This window comes from Serratia sp. LACPHL-BACT-2024-00286, from assembly GCF_043109535.1.
Lineage (GTDB): Bacteria > Pseudomonadota > Gammaproteobacteria > Enterobacterales > Enterobacteriaceae > Serratia > Serratia sarumanii.
Genome location: NZ_JBICNA010000011.1, coordinates 73,322 through 96,614 on the forward strand (window position 1 = coordinate 73,322; position 23,293 = coordinate 96,614).

Annotated in this window: 18 protein-coding genes; 8 read left to right on the forward strand and 10 right to left on the reverse strand. The window is 60.1% G+C overall.

Features of this window, described 5'->3' with window-relative positions:
- Positions 1-29: 29 nt before the first annotated feature.
- Positions 30-452, reverse strand: a complete 423-nt coding sequence (locus ACF8MC_RS23840; protein ID WP_048321785.1) for a helix-turn-helix domain-containing protein — start codon at positions 450-452, stop codon at positions 30-32.
- 86 nt (positions 453-538) lie between these two features.
- Between ACF8MC_RS23840 and ACF8MC_RS23845 the strand changes: the two genes are divergently transcribed.
- Positions 539-1,486, forward strand: a complete 948-nt coding sequence (locus ACF8MC_RS23845; RefSeq protein WP_079656627.1) for an aromatic alcohol reductase — start codon at positions 539-541, stop codon at positions 1,484-1,486.
- 17 nt (positions 1,487-1,503) lie between these two features.
- Here the strand turns inward: ACF8MC_RS23845 and ACF8MC_RS23850 are convergent, their stop codons facing one another.
- Positions 1,504-2,190, reverse strand: coding sequence for an aspartyl/asparaginyl beta-hydroxylase domain-containing protein (locus tag ACF8MC_RS23850; protein WP_049195254.1), 687 nt, complete (start codon positions 2,188-2,190; stop codon positions 1,504-1,506).
- Positions 2,191-2,458: 268 nt separating this feature from the next.
- Here ACF8MC_RS23850 and ACF8MC_RS23855 point away from each other — a divergent pair, with 268 nt between their 5' ends.
- From ACF8MC_RS23855 to ACF8MC_RS23880, 6 genes are all read left to right on the forward strand, one after another.
- Positions 2,459-3,649 (forward strand): sugar transporter, encoded by a 1,191-nt coding sequence (locus tag ACF8MC_RS23855; protein WP_353038201.1) that lies wholly within the window; start codon positions 2,459-2,461, stop codon positions 3,647-3,649.
- A gap of 171 nt (positions 3,650-3,820) precedes the next feature.
- On the forward strand, positions 3,821-5,218 hold the full coding sequence (locus ACF8MC_RS23860) for an MFS transporter (protein ID WP_077791429.1): 1,398 nt from the start codon (positions 3,821-3,823) through the stop codon (positions 5,216-5,218).
- Positions 5,219-5,360: 142 nt separating this feature from the next.
- The gene (locus ACF8MC_RS23865; protein WP_043147685.1) at positions 5,361-6,191 is read left to right on the forward strand and encodes an alpha/beta fold hydrolase; all 831 of its coding nucleotides are present in this window, start codon (positions 5,361-5,363) and stop codon (positions 6,189-6,191) included.
- A 9-nt stretch (positions 6,192-6,200) separates the two neighbouring features.
- Entirely contained in the window at positions 6,201-6,626 is a 426-nt protein-coding gene (locus ACF8MC_RS23870; protein ID WP_164104895.1) for a DoxX family protein, read from the forward strand.
- Entirely contained in the window at positions 6,619-8,229 is a 1,611-nt protein-coding gene (locus ACF8MC_RS23875; RefSeq protein WP_048321783.1) for an MFS transporter, read from the forward strand. The genes ACF8MC_RS23870 and ACF8MC_RS23875 overlap by 8 nt, the downstream gene beginning before the upstream one ends.
- A 96-nt stretch (positions 8,230-8,325) precedes the next feature.
- On the forward strand, positions 8,326-9,378 hold the full coding sequence (locus tag ACF8MC_RS23880) for a nitronate monooxygenase family protein (RefSeq protein ID WP_164104894.1): 1,053 nt from the start codon (positions 8,326-8,328) through the stop codon (positions 9,376-9,378).
- Between the two features lie 167 nt (positions 9,379-9,545).
- Here the strand turns inward: ACF8MC_RS23880 and ACF8MC_RS23885 are convergent, their stop codons facing one another.
- From ACF8MC_RS23885 to ACF8MC_RS23920, 8 genes are all read right to left on the reverse strand, one after another.
- Entirely contained in the window at positions 9,546-9,821 is a 276-nt protein-coding gene (locus ACF8MC_RS23885) for a hypothetical protein (protein WP_071796825.1), read from the reverse strand.
- A 15-nt stretch (positions 9,822-9,836) separates the two neighbouring features.
- Complete coding sequence (locus ACF8MC_RS23890) at positions 9,837-11,921, reverse strand: S-type pyocin domain-containing protein (RefSeq protein WP_239506336.1); 2,085 nt, start codon at positions 11,919-11,921, stop codon at positions 9,837-9,839.
- Between the two features lie 242 nt (positions 11,922-12,163).
- Positions 12,164-13,303 carry a tail fiber domain-containing protein gene (locus ACF8MC_RS23895; RefSeq protein WP_060388025.1) on the reverse strand — a complete coding sequence of 380 codons (1,140 nt, stop codon included), beginning with the start codon at positions 13,301-13,303 and terminating at the stop codon, positions 12,164-12,166.
- A gap of 416 nt (positions 13,304-13,719) precedes the next feature.
- The gene (locus ACF8MC_RS23900) at positions 13,720-15,102 is read right to left on the reverse strand and encodes a serralysin family metalloprotease (protein ID WP_033654938.1); all 1,383 of its coding nucleotides are present in this window, start codon (positions 15,100-15,102) and stop codon (positions 13,720-13,722) included.
- A gap of 500 nt (positions 15,103-15,602) precedes the next feature.
- Positions 15,603-16,892: an alginate export family protein gene (locus ACF8MC_RS23905; RefSeq protein WP_128884820.1), complete on the reverse strand. Its 1,290-nt coding sequence runs from the start codon at positions 16,890-16,892 to the stop codon at positions 15,603-15,605.
- Positions 16,893-16,933: 41 nt separating this feature from the next.
- The gene (locus ACF8MC_RS23910; RefSeq protein WP_108658206.1) at positions 16,934-17,731 is read right to left on the reverse strand and encodes a glyoxalase; all 798 of its coding nucleotides are present in this window, start codon (positions 17,729-17,731) and stop codon (positions 16,934-16,936) included.
- A 630-nt stretch (positions 17,732-18,361) separates the two neighbouring features.
- The gene (gene katG, locus ACF8MC_RS23915; RefSeq protein ID WP_039565197.1) at positions 18,362-20,557 is read right to left on the reverse strand and encodes a catalase/peroxidase HPI; all 2,196 of its coding nucleotides are present in this window, start codon (positions 20,555-20,557) and stop codon (positions 18,362-18,364) included.
- 259 nt (positions 20,558-20,816) lie between these two features.
- Positions 20,817-22,220 carry a coniferyl aldehyde dehydrogenase gene (locus ACF8MC_RS23920; RefSeq protein ID WP_164104893.1) on the reverse strand — a complete coding sequence of 468 codons (1,404 nt, stop codon included), beginning with the start codon at positions 22,218-22,220 and terminating at the stop codon, positions 20,817-20,819.
- Positions 22,221-22,440: 220 nt separating this feature from the next.
- Between ACF8MC_RS23920 and ACF8MC_RS23925 the strand changes: the two genes are divergently transcribed.
- Positions 22,441-23,271, forward strand: coding sequence for an alpha/beta fold hydrolase (locus tag ACF8MC_RS23925; protein WP_043147674.1), 831 nt, complete (start codon positions 22,441-22,443; stop codon positions 23,269-23,271).
- Positions 23,272-23,293 lie beyond the last annotated feature (22 nt).

Consider the following 23,293-nt stretch of genomic DNA (forward strand, 5'->3'; position numbering starts at 1 on the left):
CGCCGCCCCACGGGCAGGGAGGCCCGCAGTCATCTCTCGGTGGCGTGACGTTCTTGATCATCGTAGTGCGAGCGGGCCGCCCTGAAGGCATCGGCGGAGGCGATAATCCACGACCAGAGCGGCAGCATGTTGAGCAGCATCTCTTCCCCCGCGTCGGTGATGGTGTAAACCACGCGGGGCAGCTTTTCCTGATAATCGCAGCGCGATATCAACCCGTCCCGCTCGAGATGGCGCAGCGTCCGCGTCAGCATTCTCTGCGTCACGCCCGCTAATTGGCGGCCTATTTCGCCGTGGCGCAGCGGCCCGTGGGTGCCCAGGATATGCAATACCCCCAGCGACCAACGGTTGCCCGCATGCGCGAGGACCTCACGCTTCAACCCTTCATCGTCGTCGCTCAATTCTTCACAGAACGCCTGCGAAAATTGCAACAGCGCTTCCCGATCGCTCGTCATATTCATCTCCAGTATCACGCGTGTACCTAATTGAACCCGTTTTTGTCAGCTGTCAGGATGACGCAGTGTCAAGACAGGAGGCAAGAATGAAATCCACAAATCCATCCATCAATACCGTGCTCATACTCGGCGCCGGTGAACTGGGGCTGCCGGTATTGCGCGCGATGAGCCGGCAGGCCCGGTTACACCACGCTTTAAAAATCAGCGTGCTCCTCCGGCCGGAGGCCGCTCGCGCCGTCACCGGCCCGCATCGGGCGCGGCGGGATGCGCTGGCGCGGCTCGGTATCGCTGTAGTGGAAGGCGATCTGCAGCAAAACAGCGTGGATGAGCTGAGCGCGCTGCTGCGTTGCTTTGATGCGGTGATCAACTGCAGCGGCTTTGTCGGCGGGGCGGGCACGCAGATAAAGATCACCTGGGCCGTTTTGCAGGCGGGCGTGGCGCGTTACTTCCCGTGGCAGTTCGGCGTGGACTACGATGTTGTCGGCACAGGCAGCGGGCAACAGGTGTGGGATGAACAGCTCGAAGTGCGCCATCTGCTGCGTGCGCAGAAGGCGACGGAGTGGGTGATTGTTTCCACGGGTATTTTCACCAGCTACCTGTTTGACTCGGGTTTTGGCGTGGTGGATGCGGCAACCAAAACGGTGCGCGCGCTGGGCGACTGGGGCTACGCGGTGACGCTGACCACCCCCGAGGACATTGGCCGGCTGACGGCCGCGATTTTTTTCCATCGGCCCGCGTTTCGCAACCAGGTGGTCTATATCGCCGGGGACACGCTGACCTACCGCGAGCTTGCCGATGTCATGCAGGCGCACTGGGGCGTAGAGGTCAACAGAGTCCTGTTGGACAAAGAGCGGCTGCAGGAGGAGGTGCGGAACCATCCGCGTGACGTCGGCGCCAAATACCGGCTGGCTTTCGCCCGGCCCGACGGCGTGGCCTGGGATAAGGCGAAAACCTTCAATGCACGCCAGGGCATAACCACCACCACCACCGAGCAGTGGCTGGCGCAGCAATGCCCGACCTCTCAGGACGGTTAAGCGCCTGAGCGCCGCAGTCAGAACTGGCGCTGCATCCAGCGCACGTTCAGCCGCACCAGGGCGATGATGGCGCTGGAGAGCAGCCGCAGCCCGCCGGGCATGTCGCGGCGGCGGATGTCCAGCAGCAGCACGGTGCGCACCTGCGGGCTGTCGTTCCACACTTCGTGTTCGAAGGTGTCATCCCACAGCATGAACTCCCCCTCGTGCAGCCGGTATTCGCGGCCGTCCACTTTCAGCACCGCCGCCGGCGCGCCGTCGGCGCGTTTGGGCATGTCCAGCACCAGATAGCCGCGCAGAATGCCGCGAAACGGTCCGCGGTGGGGCGGCACCTGCTTGCCGGGCGCCAGGAAGGAGAGCGAGGCGGACAGCACGTCCGGGGACGAAGCGATTAACGCCGCCAGCGTCGGGCAGCGCGCCAGGTTGCGGGCGATCGGCTGGCCGTAGGCCTTCATGATGAACATGCGCCAGTCGCGCGCGTCGTTGGCGGAAATCGACGCCTGCTGGATCATGATCTCGTGAAAGCGGGGAATATTGTGCAGATCGTGGGCGACGGTCAGCGCCTCTTCGCGGATCTGCCGCCACTGGGCGGTGAAACGTTCGGCGTCGGGGAACAGCGCGGCGCTGTCGAGCACCGGCTTGCCCTGAATGCGGCGATCGTAAACATTGCGCAATGCGAGCACGGACCAATCATAAATCGCGGACATAATGACCTCGCCTCAGAAAACGCCAAATGGACACTGCGCGCGGTTCTTCGGCGCGGCGCGTCGTCTGCGGCGGCCGGAGGGGAAGAGCGGCAGGAAAAATTGGTACGCTTCAATAGATTAGCACAGCATTTGTGCAACCGTGTGTCTGCGAATGTGTCGAAATGCGGCGAAAAAAACCACACAATTAAAGTGTGACGCGTATCGCATTTAGCGGGCCGGTTGGTTAAAATATCGCTACTTGCCCGCACCTGTCCGGATTTTGTTTACCATGGAACACGCTGCCGTTTCGCGCTCAACCGCCTGGTTGCGCGTGGTTATCCTCGCCGTCTCGGCCTTTATCTTCAACACCACCGAATTTATTCCGGTCGGTCTGCTGAGCGACATCGCCGCCAGCTTCTCGATGCAAACCGAACAGGTGGGCCTGATCATCACCATCTACGCCTGGATCGTCGCCGCCGCCTCATTGGCGTGCATGCTGCTGACCAGCAAAATCGAGCGCCGCAAGCTGCTGATCGGCGTGTTCATGCTGTTTATCGCCAGCCACGTGCTGACCGCCGTGGCCTGGAACTACACCACGCTGGTCATCTCGCGTGCCGGCGTGGCGCTGGCGCACTCGGTGTTCTGGTCGATCACCGCTTCGCTGGCGATCCGCGTGGCGCCGCCGGGCAAGAAAGCCCAGGCGTTGAGCCTGCTGGCGGGCGGCACCGCGCTGGCGATGGTGCTCGGGCTGCCGCTCGGGCGGGTGGTGGGGCAGCTGCTCGGCTGGCGCATGACCTTTATCGGCATCGCGGTGTGCGCCACCCTGGCGCTGGTGCTGCTGTGGCGCCTGCTGCCGGTGCTGAAAAGCGAGCACTCCGGTTCGCTGGCCAGCGTGCCGCTGCTGTTCAAACGCCCGGCGCTGCTGGCGCTGTACATGCTGACCGTCATCGTGGTGACGGCGCACTTCACCGCCTACAGCTACATCGAGCCGTTTATCCAGACCGTGGCCGGGCTGTCGGAGAACTTCACCACGCTGATGCTGCTGCTGTTCGGCGCCGCCGGCATCGTCGGCAGCCTGCTGTTCAGCCGCTACAGCGAGCGTTTTCCTTCCGGCTTCTTTATCGGCGCCATCGCGCTGCTGGCCTTGAGCCTGCTGCTGTTGTTGCCGGCCGCCGGCAGCGAAAGCCACCTGACGGTGCTGTGCATCTTCTGGGGCATGGCGATCATGGCCATCGGCCTGTCTATGCAGGCCAAAGTGCTGAGCCTGGCGCCGGACGCCACCGACGTGGCGATGGCGATCTTCTCCGGCCTGTACAACTTCGGCATCGGCAGCGGCGCGCTGCTGGGCAACCAGGTGAGCCTGCATCTGGGCATGGGCAACATCGGTTTCGTCGCCGCGCCGCTGGCGCTGATCGCCCTCGGCTGGTGCCTGCTGAGCTTCTACCGCAGCGAACGGCTGCAGCAGCACCCCAGCCGTTAAGCCACCGATTCGGGATGCCGCTACGGCATCCCGCGTTGCATTTTCCTGCTATAAAACAGGCTGCTGCAGCGTTTTATGCTTAACTTTTTTTCATAGTCTGCTAATTAAAAATTTAACTCCGACGCCGCTTCGCTAGCATAGAAAGTCATCAAAAATGTTAATGCGAGGTTAATGGTGAGTGACTCTGTAGCGGCGTCGCCGATCCATGCGCGGGATTTGGCGGCCAGAATCGACGCCTTGCCCGCGTCGGCCGGCCTGTGGCGCTTTATCATTCTGCTGTCGCTGGGCGGCTTTTTCGAACTCTACGATCTTTTCCAGACCGGTTATATCAGCACCGGCCTTATCGCCGACGGCATTTTCCACACCGGCGCGCAGGGCGTCTTCGGCGTGTCGGACCAGGCGGCCTTCGCCTCCGCCACCTTTCTTGGCCTGTTCGTCGGCGCCAGCCTGCTGAGCCCGTACGCCGATCGCTTCGGCCGCCGCGCCACCTTCATGTTCGCCCTGATCTGGTATGGCGCCTTCTCGCTGCTGCTGGCGTTTCAACAGCAGGCGGAGTGGGTGATCTTTCTGCGCTTTCTGGTGGGCGTCGGGCTCGGCATCGAGCTGGTGACCATCGATACCTACCTGACGGAGTGGGTGCCCGCGCATCTGCGCACCCGGGCTTTCGCCTTCGCGTTCTTCGTGCAGTTCCTGTCGGTGCCGGCGGTGGCGCTGATGTCCTGGTGGCTGGTGCCGCAGACGATTTGGGGCCTGAGCGGCTGGCGCTACGTAGTGATCGCCGGCGCGCTGGCCTCGCTGGTGATCTGGCTGGTGCGCAAAGGGCTGCCGGAGTCGCCGCGCTGGCTGGTGCAGCAGCGGCGCTATGCGCAGGCCCGGCAGGTGATGCGGGATATGGAACGGCGCTGCGGCGTGGCGGCCGCGGACTTCCCGTCGCGCCCGGTTGACAATGCCGAGGGGGCGCCGCTGCGCGGCCGCTTTCGCGACATCTGGGCGCCGCAGTATCGCGATCGCACGCTGATGCTGGTGGTGATGAATTTCTTTCAGGCCATCGGCTTCTTCGGCTTCGGCAACTGGCTGCCGGCGCTGCTGTCGGGCAAGGGCGCATCGGTCACCCACAGCCTGCTGTACGCTTTCTTCATTACGCTGGCCTACCCGCTGGGCTCGCTGCTGTGCAGCTTCTACGCCGACAAGATGGAGAATAAGTGGCAGATCGTGTTGTCTTGCCTGGTGACGGTGGTCTTCGGCTCGCTGTTCGCGCTGCAGAACAACCCGCTGTGGCTGATCCTGTGCGGCTTCTTCATCACCTGGTCCAACGCCTGGCTGACCTACAGCTACCACTCCTATCAATCCGAGATCTTCCCGACCCATATCCGCGCCCGCGCCGTCGGTTTCTGCTACTCCTTCAGCCGCCTGTCGACGGTATTCAGCAGCATTATCATCGGCATTATCCTGCAGTACGGCGGCTCGCTGGGGGTGATCGCGTTTATCGTTGCCAGCATGCTGATCGTGATGCTGGTGATCGGGCTGTTCGGCCCGAAAACGCGCGGTATCGATCTGGAAAACATCTGACGTTTTGCGCCGGCGGCGACGCCGGCCTCTTCAGCAAAAAAACTCGCGATCATGCGAAAATTATTCCGTTATCACTGCCTTTGCGCCTGCCGTACTGTTACCCGGTACAAAATCCAATTCAATACCGAGCGGGGAACACGTCATGAGCATCCTCACCGCGCCCGATGGCGCGCGCATTTTCTATAAGGATTGGGGCCGCGGCCAGCCGATCCTGTTCTCCCACGGTTGGCCGCTGTCCGCCGATGCCTGGGACAACCAGCTGCTGTTTTTCGGCCAGAGCGGATTCCGCGTGATCGCCCACGATCGCCGCGGCCACGGCCGTTCGGATCAGACCTGGCACGGCAACGACATCAACCAATACGCCGACGATCTGGCCCTGCTGATCGAAACGCTGGATCTGCGCGATCTGATCCTGGTCGGCCACGCCATCGGCGGCGGCGAAGTGGCGCGCTACATCGGCCGCCACGGCAGCGATCGGGTGGCGAAGGTGGTGCTGGTGGGCGCCGTGCCGCCGCTGATGCTGCAAACGCCGGTCAACCCGGAAGGCACACCGATGGCGGCCTTCGACGGCATTCGCAGCGGCGTGGCGGGCAACCGCTCGCAGTTCTTCAAAGATCTGGCGGTGCCGTTCTACGGTCTCCACTGCGACGAGGTGGAGAGCAATGCGGGGCTGATCGACCACTTCTGGCTGATGGGCATGCAGGGCGGCATGAAAGGGCAGTACGACGGCGTGAGCGCGTTCTCCGAAGTGGACTTCACCGCCGATCTGCTGGCGATCGACAGGCCGACGCTGCTGGTGCATGGCGACGCCGATCGGATCGTGCCGATCGGCGCCTCGGCGCTGAAAGCCGCTAAGCTTATGCAACAGGCGGAGCTGAACGTATACGCCGACGGCGCTCACGGCTTGGCGCAGGTCGATCCCGATCGCTTCAACGCCGATCTGCTGGCCTTTATCCAGAATTCGCCGTTCTAAGGGGGCGCGATGAACCTGACTGCTATCGCCGCCCGCTGCGCGCAGCGGCTGCATGCGCCCGCGGTGCGCTGGCTGCTGCTGCTCGCCATTTGCGCCGCCTACATTCAGGGCGGATTGGTCAAGGCGCTGAACGTCGAAGGCGCCATCGCCGAGATGACCCACTTCGGCCTGCAGCCGGCGGCGCTGTTCGCCGTGCTGGTTACGCTGCTGGAACTGGCGGCGTCGGCGCTGATCCTGAGCGGCTTTTACCGCTGGCTCGGCGCGTTGGCGCTGGCCGGTTTCACCCTGATGGCGACGCTGATGGCCAATCCGTTCTGGCAGTTCGACGGGGCGGAACGCGGCCAGATGATGAACGGATTTTTTGAACACCTTGGGCTGTCCGGCGCGCTGTTGCTGGTGGCATTTAACGATTTGAAGGAGCGAACGGATGGCTGAACAGGCGGACAACAAGGCGGCGGCGGGCGGCTTCGCGCCGCTGAAAATCCCCTTATTTGCGGTGCTGTGGGGCGCCACGGTGCTCGGCAACGTCGGCAGCTTTATGCGCGACGTCGCCAGCTCGTGGCTGATTACCGATCTGTCGAGTAACCCTTCGGCGGTGGCGCTGATGCAGACCGCCGCCACGCTGCCGGTGTTCCTGCTGGCGATCCCGGCCGGGGTACTGTCGGACATCCTCGATCGACGGCGCTTTCTGATCTTCGTGCAAATTTTGCTGGCCTGCGTCAGCGGCAGCCTGCTGGTGCTGTCGCAGACCGGTGCGTTGACGGTGGAATACCTGCTGGCGCTGACCTTCGTCGGCGGCATCGGCGCGGCACTGATGGGGCCGACCTGGCAGGCGATCGTTCCGGAGCTGGTGCCGCGCGCCGAGCTGAAAAACGCCGTGGCGCTGAACTCGCTGGGCATCAACATCGCCCGCTCCATCGGCCCGGCGGCCGGCGGGCTGCTGCTGGCCAGCTTCGGCGCCGGCGCGGCCTACGGCGCGGACGTGATGAGCTATGTGCTGGTGATCGCGGCGCTGCTGTGGTGGAAGCGGCCGAAGGCCGAGGACAGCGGCCTGTCGGAACACTTCTTCGGCGCCTTCCGCGCCGGCCTGCGCTATGCCCGTTCCAGCCGCGAGCTGCACGTGGTGCTGCTGCGGGCGGCGGTGTTCTTCGCCTTCTCCAGCTCGGTTTGGGCGCTGCTGCCGCTGGTGGCGCGCCGCATGCTGGGCGGCAGCGCCGGTTTTTACGGCGTTCTGCTGGGGGCGGTAGGCGCCGGGGCGATCCTCGGCGCGATCGTGTTGCCGCGCCTGCGCCAGCGGCTGAATGCCGACGGGCTGGTGTTGCTGGCGGCGGTGCTGACCGCCGTGGTGATGGCGGCCCTGTCGCTGGCGCCGCCGCAGTGGCTGGCGGTGGTGCTGCTGTTGGTGCTGGGCGCCGGCTGGATTATCGCGCTGACCACGCTCAACGGCGCGGCGCAGGGCGTGCTGCCCAACTGGGTGCGCGGCCGCGGCCTGGCCATCTACCTGATGGTGTTCAACGGCGCGATGGCGGCGGGCAGCCTGTTGTGGGGGCTGGTGGCGCAGGAGCTGGGCGTGGCCGCCACGCTGCTGGTCGGCGGCGTCGGCCTGCTGGCGGCGGGGCTGCTGTTCCACCGCCTGCGGCTGCCGACCGGCGAGGCCGATCTGCAGCCGTCGAACCATTGGCCGGAGCCGCTGGTCAACACGCCGGTCGAGAACGATCGCGGCCCGGTGATGATTCAGGTGGAGTACCGCATCCGCGAACAGGATCGGCCGCAGTTCTTGCGCACGCTGCTGATGCTGGAGCGGGCACGCCGCCGCGACGGCGCTTACGCCTGGGGCATCACCGAGCACACCGGCGATCCGGAATGCATCATGGAGTGGTTCCTGGTGGAGTCCTGGGCGGAGCACCTGCGGCAGCACCAGCGGGTGTCGCACGCCGACGCCGATCTGCAGCAGGCGGCGCTGCGCTTCCATATCGGGCCGGAGAAACCGGTGGTGCATCACTTCCTGTCGCTCGACCGGCATCAGGTGAAGCATTAACTGCACGGCCAGGCGGTGAGAAGGTGCTATGCTTTTGGTCGGTTCGGCGGCGCGGCCGCCGTAAGACGAATGTAGTCAGCACAGGGAGACACATTGATGACGGCACCTTCTGCTTTTGCCCGCGAGCTTGGGCTGCGCTATCCGATCGTTCAGGGGCCGATGAACGGCGCGTCGCCGCCGGCGTTGGCGGTGGCGGTGAGCAACGCCGGGGCGCTGGGCTCGTGCGCGGCGGCGCTGTTTTCACCGGCGGTGATCCTCGAACGGGTGCAGCAGATCCGCGCGCAGACCGCCGCGCCGTTCAACATCAACCTGTTTCTGCTCGATGAGCAGCACCCGGATCTTGCCGAGCTCAAGCGCGCCCAGCACCTGCTGCGGCCGTTCCGCGAAGCGCTGGGGCTGAGCGAGCCGCCGATCCCCACCCAATTCGCCGAAAACAACCGTGACCAGATCGCGGCCTTGCTGGAGGCGGCGCCGCCGGTGGCCAGCTTCACCTTCGGCGTGCTGCCGCGCGCCACGGTCACGCAGTTCAAGAAGGCCGGCTCGCGGGTGATCGGCACCGCCACCACGGTGGCGGAAGCCCGCGCCTGGGAAGAGGCGGGCGCCGACTTCGTTTGCGTCTCTGGCTCGGAGGCGGGCGGCCACCGCCCGACCTTCCTCGGCGATATCGAGCAATCCTGCGTCGGCCTGATGGCCCTGCTGCCGCAGGTGGTGGCGGCGGTGAAGATCCCGGTGATCGCCGCGGGCGGTATCATGAACGGGCGCGGCATCGCGGCTGCGCGCTTGCTGGGCGCGCAGGCGGCGCAGCTGGGCACCGCGTTTCTGTGCAGCCCGGAGTCGGGCATCGCCGAAGCCTGGCGGGCGGCGCTGAGCAACGCCGGTGATGACAGCACGCGCCTGACGCGCGCCTTCAGCGGCCGCCCGGCGCGCGGCATCGTCAATGATTTCATGCGGCAGATGCGCGCGGAAGAGGCGCAGATCCTGCCTTATCCGGTGCAGAATGCGCTCACCGGCGATATCCGCCAGGCGGCGGCCAAGGCCGGGCGCGGAGAGTTTATGTCGCTGTGGGCCGGGCAGGGCGTGGGCCTGGCGCGGCCGATGTCGGCGGCGGAGCTGGTCGCCACCCTGGCGGCGGAGCTGGAAGCGGTGTGAGCTCGTCTGCGCGATTTGGGGGGAGCAACGGAGCCAAAACCGTTGTTTTCTGCCCCAGGGCTGGACTGAAAACCAATCTGGCGTGGAATTAGCCATCAACGAAAACGTCCAACAAACTCTCGTTTGTTGGACGCTGCTTAAAACGCACTTATGGAAGGCACTGGTAATTACTCAATACCGTATTTTTTCTCGGTTACGAATGCGGGTTCTTTCCAGTTTGGACCTCTTTTATAGCCACCTTTTCCATTAGATGATACATCCCCTTTTTCTCGCATGCTTTTCACTAATGAAATCAGTTCAATGTTTGATATACGTTTATTACCATACATAGTGCAATACCCATCTAATTGAGGATGAGATATCCCGTTTTCTTTTCGTCCCGACAAGAATAAAACTATGTCTCGGATTTGTTCATTTTCAAACATAGGTTTAAAATCAATCATATATAACCTCCGGATTTATTCATCACCAGCTTTTAATGCTTCTGGTGTATATAACAGAGAGCGATCGCTACTTAATTTGTAATCTTCCAACGTCGCCGTATGAGTGTTATTCCATGTAGCACCATCGTCATCAGGTGATATTCCATCAGGAACACCAACTGCTCTATAACGCTCCAATTCCCTGATTTCGTGGGTGTAAAAACGCTTGTCGGTATCGGTGGGCTGTACTTCTCCCTTCAGGATATTTTCCAGGCGGTCAATCATCACCTTGTTATCGGGAGATTCGCCAAACCGCCCGGTATGCAGCTTCACTTTGTCCACGCCGGCGCGGTCAATGGTGGCGGTTTTCCAGTCCAGATTCTGAATTGGGCCACCGGCCTTGTCCGTGTTGTAGTCGCGACCACTGTATTGCCCTTTAGCGTTGGTTTCACCATAGATACCACTGAGCATGACATAGACAGGCTCAACACCGGTTCCCGTTGCATCAGGCTGCCAGTAGATAAAATCCTGCAGTGGCATGTCATCTGCAGGGAACGTCGTCGTGACGATACTGTCGGCCTGCTTTATCTCCGTACCGGTATGCACCGGCGTTACCGGCGCTGCAGACGCAGGATTGCCGGTATGCCACGGACCCGACGGGGCGGTGCCCGGGTTTATCAAAATGGTTCGCCCCGGCGCACCGGCAACCGCCGGCAAGGTTATCCGGTCCAGGCCGGTTTTTTCATCGCGAACCGGCCGATACACCGGCACGGTAGCGGAGACGCCCCCCGTTCCTGTTTTGACCAGTATTACCTCTTGCTGACCGCTATTCCCTCTGCGAATAAACCCGCGCACCGGTAAATCGACCGTGGTCATTTCCGGCTGAATCGGTGTTTTCCCTGCGGCAACCAGGCTGGCCGGAACGGTAAACATCTGTGTTAAATCACGACCCAGCAATTTATCAATATCGCTCTGACTTTCACCGGCTTTCCCCGGCCAGAATCCGACAACGAAGGCGCCGACTGCCGGAGCTACCGCACTGAGCGTGGTAACCCGGGAAACTTCGACGGCGCCGCGCCACACTCCACCGGATACCCAGCCGGCCAGCTCACTGGCGCTGGTCATCACGCTGTTGATCCATGTTGATAATTGTACCATACCGCCCGCGCGGTTGAGCACCATGACCCCGGCCGTGGCCATCGCGGCATTGGCCGCTTTTATCATGCCGGGTGTATAGACCGGGGCGTCCAGTACGCCGGCTTTGGCGAACAGCGCTTTCCGAGCTGCTTCAGCCTTGCGGGCTTCTTCAGCTCGACGGACTTCCTCTGCCTTACGGGCCTCTTCGGCTTTGCGGGCTTCTTCCGCTCGACGGGCTTCCTCTGCCTTGCGAGCTTCCTCAGCTTTGCGGACTTCCTCTTCCTTCTCACGCTGTTCATTTTCTAAATGTTCAATATTTTGTTTGGCTGTGTCAATTTCTGACTGTATTCTCTTCTCTTCTTCCAGTTTTTTACCCATTTCCTTTCTGTTTAATGATTGCTGCTCCCTAACCCAGGAGGTGGGCTTTTCTCTAGAGAAGAACCAGTCTTCATTATTCAGCTTTAAATATTCCTGATGTACTTTTCGTTTATTAGCTTCATTTCGAAGAATGGTAAGGCGTTCTTTACTTACCTTTAACTTGCTAATAATTACTTTTAGGTTTGCTTTCTCGAACTCAGTCAGTTGACTACTTTCAGCTTTCTTGCTTAATGCGTCAATATCCTTTTGAATTTCTTTAATTTGGTTGTCAATTTCATTTGCTTTATTAGCTGCAAACTGAATGGCTGTATCTGAATCCTCACGGTAACTCTCTTTTGCTTCATTACTGAATGGCGTGATATCATCATCTTCAGGAGCAAAAGCACTTATCGGTTTATTAATATCGGAAATTTTTTGATCCCAGATATGGGTAATATTACTCAATTCCTTCTGTCTATCAGGTAAACCCTCGCCAACCCATGCTTCTACAACCATATTGCTATCTGATAAGTCAAACCCTCGTTGCCAACCATGTCCATTCCAGTTGTATCCCATTGAAGTCATTACATCGCGTTCATACTGCGTTATATCTTCATATCGTGTCATAATCCGATCCCTCTTCAAATAGAACGATGTAATCGACGCGCTGCCGAGCTGCGAATAACGCAGACATTATCGAACCGGGAAGCAGCTTCTACATTTACACCGCTTTGACGCTCCCTTCCTTTACCATCACCGTAATTAAATCCATTCATAATTGAGTTCCTTTCCGTCATCGTGTTGCAAGCGTGGTACTCGCCTGTAAAGGCGCTGAGAGGTATTCAGTGCTAACGGCCCAATATTGTTAATCAGGCGCGCTCAATGCCTTTTTCCAAGGCAACCAGTCGTCTTTCAAAAGCCTCTCGTTCTGCTTCGCGCAGTGAGCGTTCTTCCTTAAGCGCTTCAACCAGCAACGCGACTACGCCGTTGATATTGATGCTGCGGGCGTCTTTCAGCACGCTGCCGTCATTGAGTTTCAGCTCGGTCTGGGTCACGGATTGGGGGAGAATTTCTTCCACTTCTTGTGCAATCACGCCGGCTTCCGGTACGCCCTGTTTGAGGTAGGTGTAGCCGCCGATGTTGGCCAGCTTGTCCAGGGCGCCGTCGATTGGGGTTATTTCCGTTTTCATACGGACGTCAGAGCTGATGTTCCACCCGCCGCCGGTGACGGCATAGCCGTCTTCTTTGAAAACGAACCAGCTATTTTTATTGCCGTCACTCACGTTAATGACCAGCTCGTTGTACTTCACATGGTCGTGGTGATAAATTTTTACGTGTTTATTACCTGGATTAGGTAAATAAAGCCCGTTGGTAAGGGATTCCTGCGATTTATCGACATTCTCAGGCGGGCTTGCAGTGAACCAGCCGTGAGCGTTGCGCTTGGTCAGTTGTCCAACAGACAGCTCGGCATTGGGTTTGACCCGGAGTTCATTCCAGTTTCCCTGCCAGTCGCGGTAAGAGAGCAGGCCATAATCCTCTTTGCCGGCGACCACGCGTGACCCCATCAGCATGGTCGTGGTGATATTACCGCTGGTAAATTTGGTATGTATAGTTGCCGCATTATAGACCTGCCCGTTGATAAGCGGAGCCGGGCCGGTGGTCGCAGTGGAGATGTCCGCATTATGCGAAACCATCGCCCCGCCGGAGATATCTACGCCGTTGCGCAGAGCAACCCGACCGGAAGCCAGATTGAACGAGAAGGGGCGCAGCGTGTTCCACTGCCCGTCCTGTGCCTGTCCGGTTGGTGTGGTCAGGGCATAAAAATCCTTGCCGTCGTTACGCAACATTACGCCGGTGTTGCCGTTGGCCAGTCGAAAGCCGTTGGCAGATTTTGAGACGATTTCACCGTCGCTGACGACCCGTTTGCGCAGTGTAGTCAGCGACTTTAGTTCGGTGATGTCGTCGTTGACGCCACTCTGTACCTGGGCATTTTTCTTTTGTTCAGCCATGATAATTCCTCAGTTTATTAATAAGTTCCTGCCATGGAAATGGCACATGGTAACGCTTTACAGACAGTTAACGACGCTGCGCATTTAAGACGAAGATGGTTAAAAATTACGAAAACTGTATGCATGAACAGTAGGTTATGAGCATCAGGAATAGATATCAAATGATAATGACTATCATTTGCTGTGTGATGGATGAGACAAGAAAGAAGAACGGATGATTTCTGGCGATGACGTAATAACTTATTGATTTATAGAATAATAGTCATTTAAATTGACTGCTTAAGTGCGTTTATTGTTCCGTTGCTCCTCACACCCATTTACTGCTTTGGTGATGTGGGAACCGCGCAAAAAACGCCATCGGAGGCCTGCGAAGAGATAAACAGTCCGGCGTTCGCGCCGGACTGCGGGTTTCTTGGCTAGACGAGAATATCGGCGGAAGCGTCGACCTGCCCCACGATTTTAACCAGGAAATCAGGCTGGTTATGGCCGGAGAGATTGATCGCCAGATCGGTGACATTCTGCTGCGAGTCATAATTCAGCGCCGCTTCATACAGCGAGCCGCTTAAATTATCGACGAAGTGCAACTCGCCCCCCTCGGCCTTAACCGTCTGGTTGAGCCACGACAGATCGATTTTATCCACCGCCGTTTGGAAATCACGGATCCAGTCCGGCGCGGCGGCCTGGCTGTCGTCGGCTGCGCTGAAGACGAAGGTGTCGGCGCCTGCATTGCCCCAGAGCTGATCGGCGCCGTCGGCACCGTAAATGATATCGTTGCCTGCGCCGCCTTTGAGCGTATTGTTCAGTGCGTTGCCCACTAAGATATCGGCGCCGCTGCCGCCGATGATATTTTCAATCTGCGCGCCATAGGCGATGGCGATATTCGCCTTCAATCCGCCCACATCTGAGAATGAGCCTTCGTTAATGTTGATGCGCTGATCTTGGCTGTAGCCTGAAAAATCCAGCGTGTCGTTGCCGCCGGCATCCCAGATAGCCGCCACGATTTTGTCCGTGGACGCCTTAACGCTCAAAAAGTCTCGATCCGTATTCGAGTTGAAACCATAGGTGGTATCACCGGTGCGCGTGGTGGTGTTCGCGCCGTACAGCTTCTGAATGGCGGTAATATCATCCAGCTGCGGCCCCGAGGGCCATACGCCTTTATAGTCGGCGCCGGTGTTTTGTTCACTAAAATAGCTCATCAAAGAATATTGATGGTCGTCCTCATAATATTTCGCCGAGTTGGTGTAGGTGGGGTAAGTCGCGTTGGAGGCATCATAGTTTCCGGGGTGGGAGAGCCCGAGCGCATGCCCTATTTCGTGGGTCAGCGTATCCCTGGCATAGTTATTGGTCTGCGGATTCGAAGCGTCGTAGCCTTTGTTGCCGCTGATCCAGATGGTGCTTTTCAGGTCGTTTTGCGTACTTTCATAGGAGGTGTAATTGCCTCCGCTGGCCGCCTTATAAAAACCAAACTTTATATCAGCGCTTTTGGCATCGGTGCCTTTGACCTCGGTGAAGGCGATATTGGCCACGTCTGACCAGGACTGCAATGAAAGCTTGGTTTGAGCCTGTTGGGCGGCGGTAAGCTGTGCGGATCCTGGCTTATCGCTGTCGGTATACACGGGGAAAGAGTAGGTTATTGTTGCCGCATGGTCAGTCACGCCTTTGCCATTGGCGGAATAATGGCTCCTCAGCAACAGATCTGAAACGTCTTCCGTGGCGTATGAAGGCTTGCTGCTTCCCTCGCGATCGCCTCTTTCATAATCGGTTAAATAATCTGAGATTTTATCGGTAGCTAATGACATATCAAACTCCTTTGGACGTTGACAATATTGCACTTAACGCTCTATATGCTCGTACACAGGTTTGAAAATAGGGGGGGTTATTGGGTTATCATTGGCTTGCCTCCTTGTTTGGCTTGAATATCGCACTCAAGCGGGGTATGTCCTTATCATTAATCACGGTGAGGAATTAATGGCGCGCAATGGTTGGCTGAAAGCAGTATAGGCATAATTATTTTATTAATGAGTTATTCTTATATGAATCTTTTACATAAGATATGTGTAAAAGGCGCACTTAAATAACCAGGTGGAATTAAATCTTTATTTAATATTACTCTGTAATTGGCTCGTGGAGTTTACCTAACTGATTTATCTTTTTGCTTTTCATTAATTTTCATCTGTAAATGGCGGCGAGTAGCCACCATTGCCGCAATGCATATAGGCGGCTATACGCCGGCGAACGTCATTAATTGAGTAAGGGATTATTAAGGGCGCCCGCGTACACCGATTAACTTGCCTGATAATTAAAAACTGTAGGTGCCCTGCGCCAGGATGAAGTTCATGTTTTTCAGCCCGGCATGCTGCTGCAGGCTGTGGCCGACGTCGAAGTAGACATAGGCCACCTTGAACTGAAGATCGCTGCGCGGCGTCCAGATGGTTTCGACCTGATACTGGTTGCCGATAAAGCGCGAGCCTTGCGCGCTGCCCTTCACCGGGCGCATCGGCCCGAGGTAGAAGGCATCCTCGCGGCGTTGCCGCCACAACGCGTCCCAGCTGAAGTCGATGGCCAGGGTTTGCCACGGCGTAATCGTGACCGAAGGATGAATTGCGATCAGGTTAGCCGGCGCCACCAGCCCGTTTTCGGTCAGGTAGGGCAGCTTGGGGTACATGGCGTTAAAGGTATTGAGCTGCCCATCGTGACCGTTTTTATCGCCGCTGGCGATGCCAATCTTGCCGCCAAAGCGCGGCTGCCAGCGCCAGTCGCTCATCCTATACCCGGCGTGCGCCGACGCCGACCAGGCGCGGATGTCGCGCTGTTCTGCGCTGCCGAACTGCCAGGCGGCTTCATTATCCCAGTCGAACCCCTGCGCTGCGCCGAAAATGCGCGCGCCGACGGTATAGCGCCGTTCTTGCCCGCTGAGCTGCGCGTAGTGGGCGTCGTTATCCTCAAAGCCAAAGGTGTAGAGATCGAGCGAGGACGCCAGCGCTGCCAGCGGCGTGGTGCCGTACAGCCCCCACACCTTTTGGCTGTTGTCGGTATCGTCGTCGAAACTGCCGGTTTTGAGGGTGACGGGGTGGCCGATAAAGGCGTCTAGGCGGTTTTTATCCTTGGCCCAGCTGGCGCGGATGGCGTCGAAAGAACGACGCACGTTGGGGCCGTCGCGGGTGCCCATCAGGTGCAGCGAACCCAGCGCAATCTCCTGGCGGCCGGCCCGCAGGGTGCCGAGGCCGTAGGCGGTGGGCAGTTTTAAGTCCACATAGCCCTGGCCGAGATAGGCATGATCTTCGTCGGTCGGCTTGCGCCCGCGATCGCGCGGCGTGGCCAGTGACGATCCCAACTGGAGATAGGCGCCAAAGTCGTCGCCATAGTCGAGGCGCGCGCCAATCAGCAGGCGCTGCATGAAGGTGTCGTCGCGTCCGCCGCTCAGATCGCGTTGATCCGTCCATTCATAGCGCTCGCGCAGTGAACCGTCGAAAGACAGGGTGGCCGCATCGCCCAACGGGATGTTTTTCCAGGGGGAAGCGGCGGGTTCCGCCGCCAGGGCGGGGAGCGAGGAGAACAGCAACAGTGCGGGAAGCGTGCGTTTCATCATGGATATCCGAAGAAAAAAGCGCGCCGCAGCGCGCCTTGGGTTTATTTAGCCGTCTGGTGGATTTCGGCGATGTAGCCGCCGGGGAAACGCACCAGCGCCGAGGCGCGGCGCTCCGCCGCCGTCGAGCGCCACAGCACCTGCGCGCCGCTGGCCGTCGCTTTGGCCAGCGTGGCCGGCAGATCGTCGACGCCATAGCCGGTGCGCTCATGGCCGAACGGATAAGGCAGATGCCCGTCGGTGACGAAAATGCGCGTTTTGCCGAAGCGCGAGTCCAGTTCGATCTGGCGGATCTTGCCGTTGTCGCTGCGGCCGATCGCCGTATCGCTGACCTGTTCGTCGCTCACCACCGTGGCGTGCGAGAACGCCTGGTAGCTTTTCAGGAAATCGTCGACGCGGTAGGCGGAGAGATACAGGCGGTTTTCCGGCACGCTCAGCAGCGGCTTGTAGTTGGGCGCCTTGGTGTGCCAATAGAGCTGCATGTTGACGCCGCCGGGCCACTGGATCACCGCGTCGCGGCCAATCGGATCGTCGAAAGGCGCAACCTGCACATCGGCGCCGGCGGCTCTGGCCTGGCGGATGGCGGCGTCCATATCCCTGACCAGAAAACCGTTGCGCTCGGTGCCGAACGGGTGTGGGATCGGCGTTTTGAAATCGAACACCGAGAAGCTGCCGGCCGGCGTCAGTATCAGCTGGGAGTAGGTTTCGCTCGGCGTGGGCGTGACGTTGACCAGCACGCGTTCGGTGCTGGTGCCGCCGAAGGTTTTCAGGATGCTGTCGACAAAGGCATCCATTTTTCCGCGTTCGACGTAGACATGGGTGGTGTCATATTGCGGCCCCACGGCAAGAGACGCCGTATCGGCCGCCCATGATACGGCAGGGAGCAGCAGCGCAAGGGCTGATATCCTCAGCCGACGAGAAGAAATACCGATAATATGTTGCATGATGACCTCAAGGTAGCGGTTATTTTCCTGAGTGAAGCGTGATTTCCTATGAGCTTTCCCGTCGGCTGAAAAATAAAAACTAAAAACGCAATGCGCGTCGTGAAACATTAAATAAGGGCGAAATTCTGGCGCCTAAGCGAATATCGCGCAGGTGCAGAACCTCTCTTTTTATTGGCATAAAAACGGTGGGGTGCCTTTGCCGGCTAAGCCCGCTGTCGCTAAGGAACGGCGAGGGTCATAAGGCCCGCCTCGCCGCGCGCTGAGGCGAATCGAGGATAATCCATAACGGTGTTCTCCTGGATGGGATATATCGCATTAGCCAGCTGAGTTTACGGTCTTCATTGCCGTCTAAATATAAATACAGCATTAAAAGAATTGTCGCCCATCAAATTTTTATATGACTTGTTGAGTAAATACGAATAAGCGGAAAATAAAATATAACGGCGCGTGCTAAGGCCGGCGTTGAGCGGAGGCGGTGTTGATCTCGGGAGGAAAAACGGCCTGCCGAAGCAGGCCGTTGGGGGATATTTACGCCAGATCGAAACGATCGAGGTTCATCACTTTGTTCCAGGCGGCGACGAAGTCGTGGGCGAACTTCTCCTGCGCGTCGGCGCTGCCGTAGACTTCGGCCAGCGCGCGCAGCTGCGCGTGTGAACCGAACACCAGATCGACGCGGGTGCCGGTCCATTTGACCGCGCCGCTGCGGCGATCGCGCCCTTCGAACAGGCCGTCCTCACCCACCGGGTGCCAGGTGGTGCCCATGTCGAGCAGGTTGACGAAGAAGTCGTTGGTCAGCGCCTGCGGCCGCTGGGTGAATACGCCGTGCGGCGTGCCGCCGACGTTGGCACCGAGTACCCGCAGCCCGCCGACCAGCACCGTCATTTCCGGCGCGGTCAGGGTCAGCAGCTGCGCCTTGTCGACCAGCAGCGTCTCGGCCGGCACGCGGTATTTGCCCTTCAGGAAGTTGCGGAAACCGTCGGCGAGCGGCTCCATCGCCTCGAAGGAGTCCACGTCGGTCTGCTCCTGCGAAGCGTCCATGCGGCCCGGCGCGAACGGCACCGTCAGGGCCAAACCGGCGTTCTTCGCCGCCTGTTCCACGCCCGCCGCGCCGGCCAGCACGATCAGATCCGCCAGCGAGACGCGCTTGCCGCCGGCCTGCGCATCATTGAAGGCGCGTTGGATGCTCTCCAGCTTGGCCAGCGTCGCGGCGAGCTGCGCAGGTTGGTTGACCGCCCAGTCTTTTTGCGGCGCCAGGCGAATGCGCGCACCGTTGGCGCCGCCGCGTTTGTCGGAACCGCGGAAGCTCGAAGCGGAAGCCCAGGCGGTGGAGACCAGTGCCGATACCGGCAGACCGGAAGCCAGCACGGCGTTTTTCAGCGCGGCGATGTCCTGCTCGTCGATCAGCGGATGATCGACCGCCGGGATCGGATCCTGCCAAATCAGCTCTTCCTGCGGCACTTCCGGGCCGAGGTAGCGAGGGCGCGGCCCCATATCGCGGTGGGTCAGCTTGAACCAGGCGCGGGCGAAGGCGTCGGCCAACTCTTCCGGATGCTCATAGAAGCGGCGCGAAATCTTCTCGTAGGCCGGATCGAAGCGCAGCGAAAGGTCGGTGGTCAGCATGGTCGGGCGGCGTTTCTTGTTCGGATCGAAGGCGTCGGGAATGGTTTCACCGATGTCTTTCGCCACCCACTGGTGCGCGCCGGCCGGGCTTTGGCTCAGTTCCCATTCGTATTCGAACAGGTGGCGGAAGAAATCGTGGTTCCACTGGGTTGGGGTGGTGGTCCAGGTGACTTCCAGGCCGCTGGTGATGGCGTCTTTGCCGACGCCGGTGCCGAAGGTGCTGTGCCAGCCGAGGCCCTGCGACTCCAGCCCGGCCGCTTCCGGATCGGCGCCGACGTTAGACGCCGGACCGGCGCCGTGGGTCTTGCCGAAGGTGTGGCCGCCGGCGATCAGCGCCACGGTTTCTTCGTCGTTCATCGCCATGCGGGCGAAGGTTTCACGGATGTCGCGCGCGGCGGCCACCGGATCGGGATTGCCGTCCGGGCCTTCCGGGTTGACGTAGATCAGGCCCATCTGCACCGCCGCCAGCGGGTTCTCCAGGTCGCGGTCGCCCGAGTAGCGGCTGTTTGGCCCGCCGCTCAGCTCCAGCCAGATCTTCTCCGAGCCCCAGTAGACGTCGTCCGGCTCCCAGGTGTCGGCACGGCCGCCGGCGTAGCCGAAGGTTTTGAAGCCCATCGATTCCAGCGCCACGTTGCCGGTCAGGATAATCAGGTCGGCCCAGGAGATGTTGCGGCCGTATTTCTGTTTGATCGGCCACAGCAGGCGGCGCGCCTTGTCGAGGCTGACGTTGTCCGGCCAGCTGTTGAGCGGGGCGAATCGCTGCTGGCCTTCGCCCGCGCCGCCGCGGCCGTCGCCGATGCGGTAGGTGCCGGCGCTGTGCCAGGCCATGCGGATGAACAGGCCGCCGTAGTGGCCGAAGTCCGCCGGCCACCATTCCTGCGAGTCGGTCATCAGGGCGTGCAGATCCTGTTTGACCGCCGCCAGATCGAGACTGTTGAAGGCATCGGCGTAGTTGAAGTCTTTATCCATCGGATCGGACAGGGGGGAGTGCTGATGCAGCGGTTTCAGGCTGAGCTGATTGGGCCACCAATCCTGATTGGTGGGGCCGTTCTGCGGTGCGGGCTGCTTGCCGCCCGAAAACGGGCATTTGCTTTCAGTTGTCATAATGCGCTCTCTGCTTCCGTAAGGGTGCTCCAGCCGCCGGGCGTGGAGCGGTTAACAAGGCATGCGGGTAAGGCTTGCGTCGGGTGTTGCGCTAAATAACTGAACTCAATGGAATCACATCGCCCCGGCCGCTAACGGGCAAAGGGCGACTCATGGCTAAGCTTAGTCAGCGGCGGCGGAGAGATAAAATAGGAATGATTGAATACTGTGATAGCTTGCGGCGATTCATGGCTGTGTTATTGATAGTCAGCGCGGCGCTCTATCGGCGCCGCAGCATCACCTTGAGCACCGCGTCTGCCAGCCTGCCGAACGGCGCGCGCAGCAGATCGGTGAAGCGCCAGCGGCTTTGGATAAAGACGCCCTTGGCATGGCTCAGCGCCCGGAATCCTTCGATGCCGTGACAGGCCCCCATGCCGCTGGGGCCGATGCCGCCGAACGGCAGATCGTCCTGGGCAAAGTGCAGCAGGGTGGCGTTGACGCTGACGTTGCCGGAGGTGGTGCGTGCCAGCAGCCTGTCCTGCAGCGCGCCGCCTGGGCCAAAGTAGTACAGCGCCAGCGGGCGCGGCCCGGCGTTGATAACGTCGATCGTTTCGTCGAAGGCGGCGTAGGTGCGCACCGGCAGCAGCGGCCCGAAGATCTCCTCTTGCATGATCCGGCTGTCGTCGGGGGCGCCGACGATCAGCGTGGGGGCGAGGGTTTTCGGCCGTTCCGCCGCCGAGTCCGGGCGGTGGCCCACCGGAACGATCCGCGCACCCCGCGCCTGGGCGTCGGTGAGCAGGTCCTGCAAACGGTGGTAGTGCCTGTCGTTGATGATGGCGCCGTAGTCATGGCTCGTCGGCCCGTCGGGGTAAAACGCTTTGACCGCCGCGTCGTAGAGCGCAATGAAGTTTTCCACATCGTCCTGATGGATCAGCAGGAAATCGGGCGCGATGCAGGTTTGGCCCGCGTTCGACAGCTTGCCGAATGCCACGCTCTTGACGGTTCTGGCGTTAACCGCGCCGGGCGCCACCACGGCGGGGCTTTTGCCGCCCAGCTCGAGCGTCAAGGGCACCAGATTTTTACCGGCCGCCTGCATGACCTTACGGCCGATCGCCGTGCTGCCGGTGAACACCAGGTGATCGAACGCCAGCTCGCTGAACCCGGCCCCGACGTCCGGCCCGCCGGTCACCACCGCGACCTCATCGGCGGGAAACAGCGCCGCCAGCATCGTTTCGATAAGCTGGCTGGTGTGCGGCGTGAGCTCCGAAGGTTTCAGCATCACGCGGTTGCCGGCGGCCAGGGCGGTGGCCAGCGGGATGAAGGTCAACGAAAACGGGTAGTTCCACGGCGCCATGATGCCAATTACGCCCTTGGGTTGATACTGCACGTAGGCGCGCCCGGCCTGATACGGCAGGGCTACGTGGCGGCGTTCCGGCTGCATGAAGCGCTTCAGATTGCGCAGCAGGTAATCGATCGCCTGCACGGTGACCAGAATCTCCAGGATGTCGGTTTCGTAAGGCGAGCGGTGGCCGAAGTCTGCGCTGACGGCCGCCGTCAGCGCGTCGCGCTGGGCCAAAATGGCGCTCCGCAGGCGGCGCAGGGCGGCCTTGCGCTGAGCGATCGTCGGTGCGCCGTCGCGCAGGAAGGCATGACGTTGGGCGGCAAGCCGTTGCTCCATCGTCATGAGGATGTCATCTCCCTGCACTTGAATTCTCCTGATGCCGAGTGAAAGCGGGAATGCGGTTTGCCGAATCGTGTTTGACCTTAAAGTGAACTTTAAACCTATACTCGTTAAACGATCAACGCAAGATCGTCGGCCAACCGGGATGAGGGAGCCAGAGATCCCGGCGCCGCGCGCAGTATAAACCTTCTTTTTTAACCAAAGTGTAAATGGGAGAAACGACATGGGTTACGTAACGACCAGCGATGGCGTCGAGATTTTCTACAAGGATTGGGGCCCCAAAAACGGCAAGGTTATCTATTTTCACCACGGCTGGCCGCTGTCCAGCGATGACTGGGATGCCCAGATGCTGTTCTTCGTGAACAAAGGGTTCCGCGTGGTTGCGCACGATCGCCGCGGCCACGGCCGCTCCAGCCAGGTGTGGGAAGGGCACGACATGGACCACTACGCCGATGACGTCGCCGCGGTGGTAAAACACCTGGGCGTGCAGGGCGCGATGCACGTGGGCCACTCGACGGGCGGCGGCGAGGTGGTGCGCTATATCGTGCGCCACGGCGAGGACAAGGTATCCAAAGCGGTGCTGATCAGCGCGGTGCCGCCGCTGATGGTGAAAACCGACGCCAATCCGCAGGGCACCCCCAAAGCGGTGTTCGATGATTTCCAGGCGCAGCTGGCCGCCAACCGGGCGCAGTTCTATTACGACGTGCCCGCCGGCCCGTTCTACGGCTATAACCGCCCGGGCGCCAAACCGTCGGAGGCGATTATCTGGAACTGGTGGCGCCAGGGCATGATGGGCGGCGCCAAGGCGCACTACGACGGCATCGTCGCCTTCTCGCAGACCGATTTCACCGAAGATCTCAAGAAGATCGCCATTCCGGTGCTGGTGATCCACGGCGACGACGATCAGGTGGTGCCTTATCAGGATTCCGGCGTGCTGTCGGCCAAGCTGGTGCAGAACGGCACGCTCAATACCTATAAGGGCGCGCCGCACGGCATCCCGACCACCCATGCCGATCAGGTCAACGCCGATCTGCTGGCGTTCGTGAACAGCTAAAGACTCAACGCGTCGCGAGCCT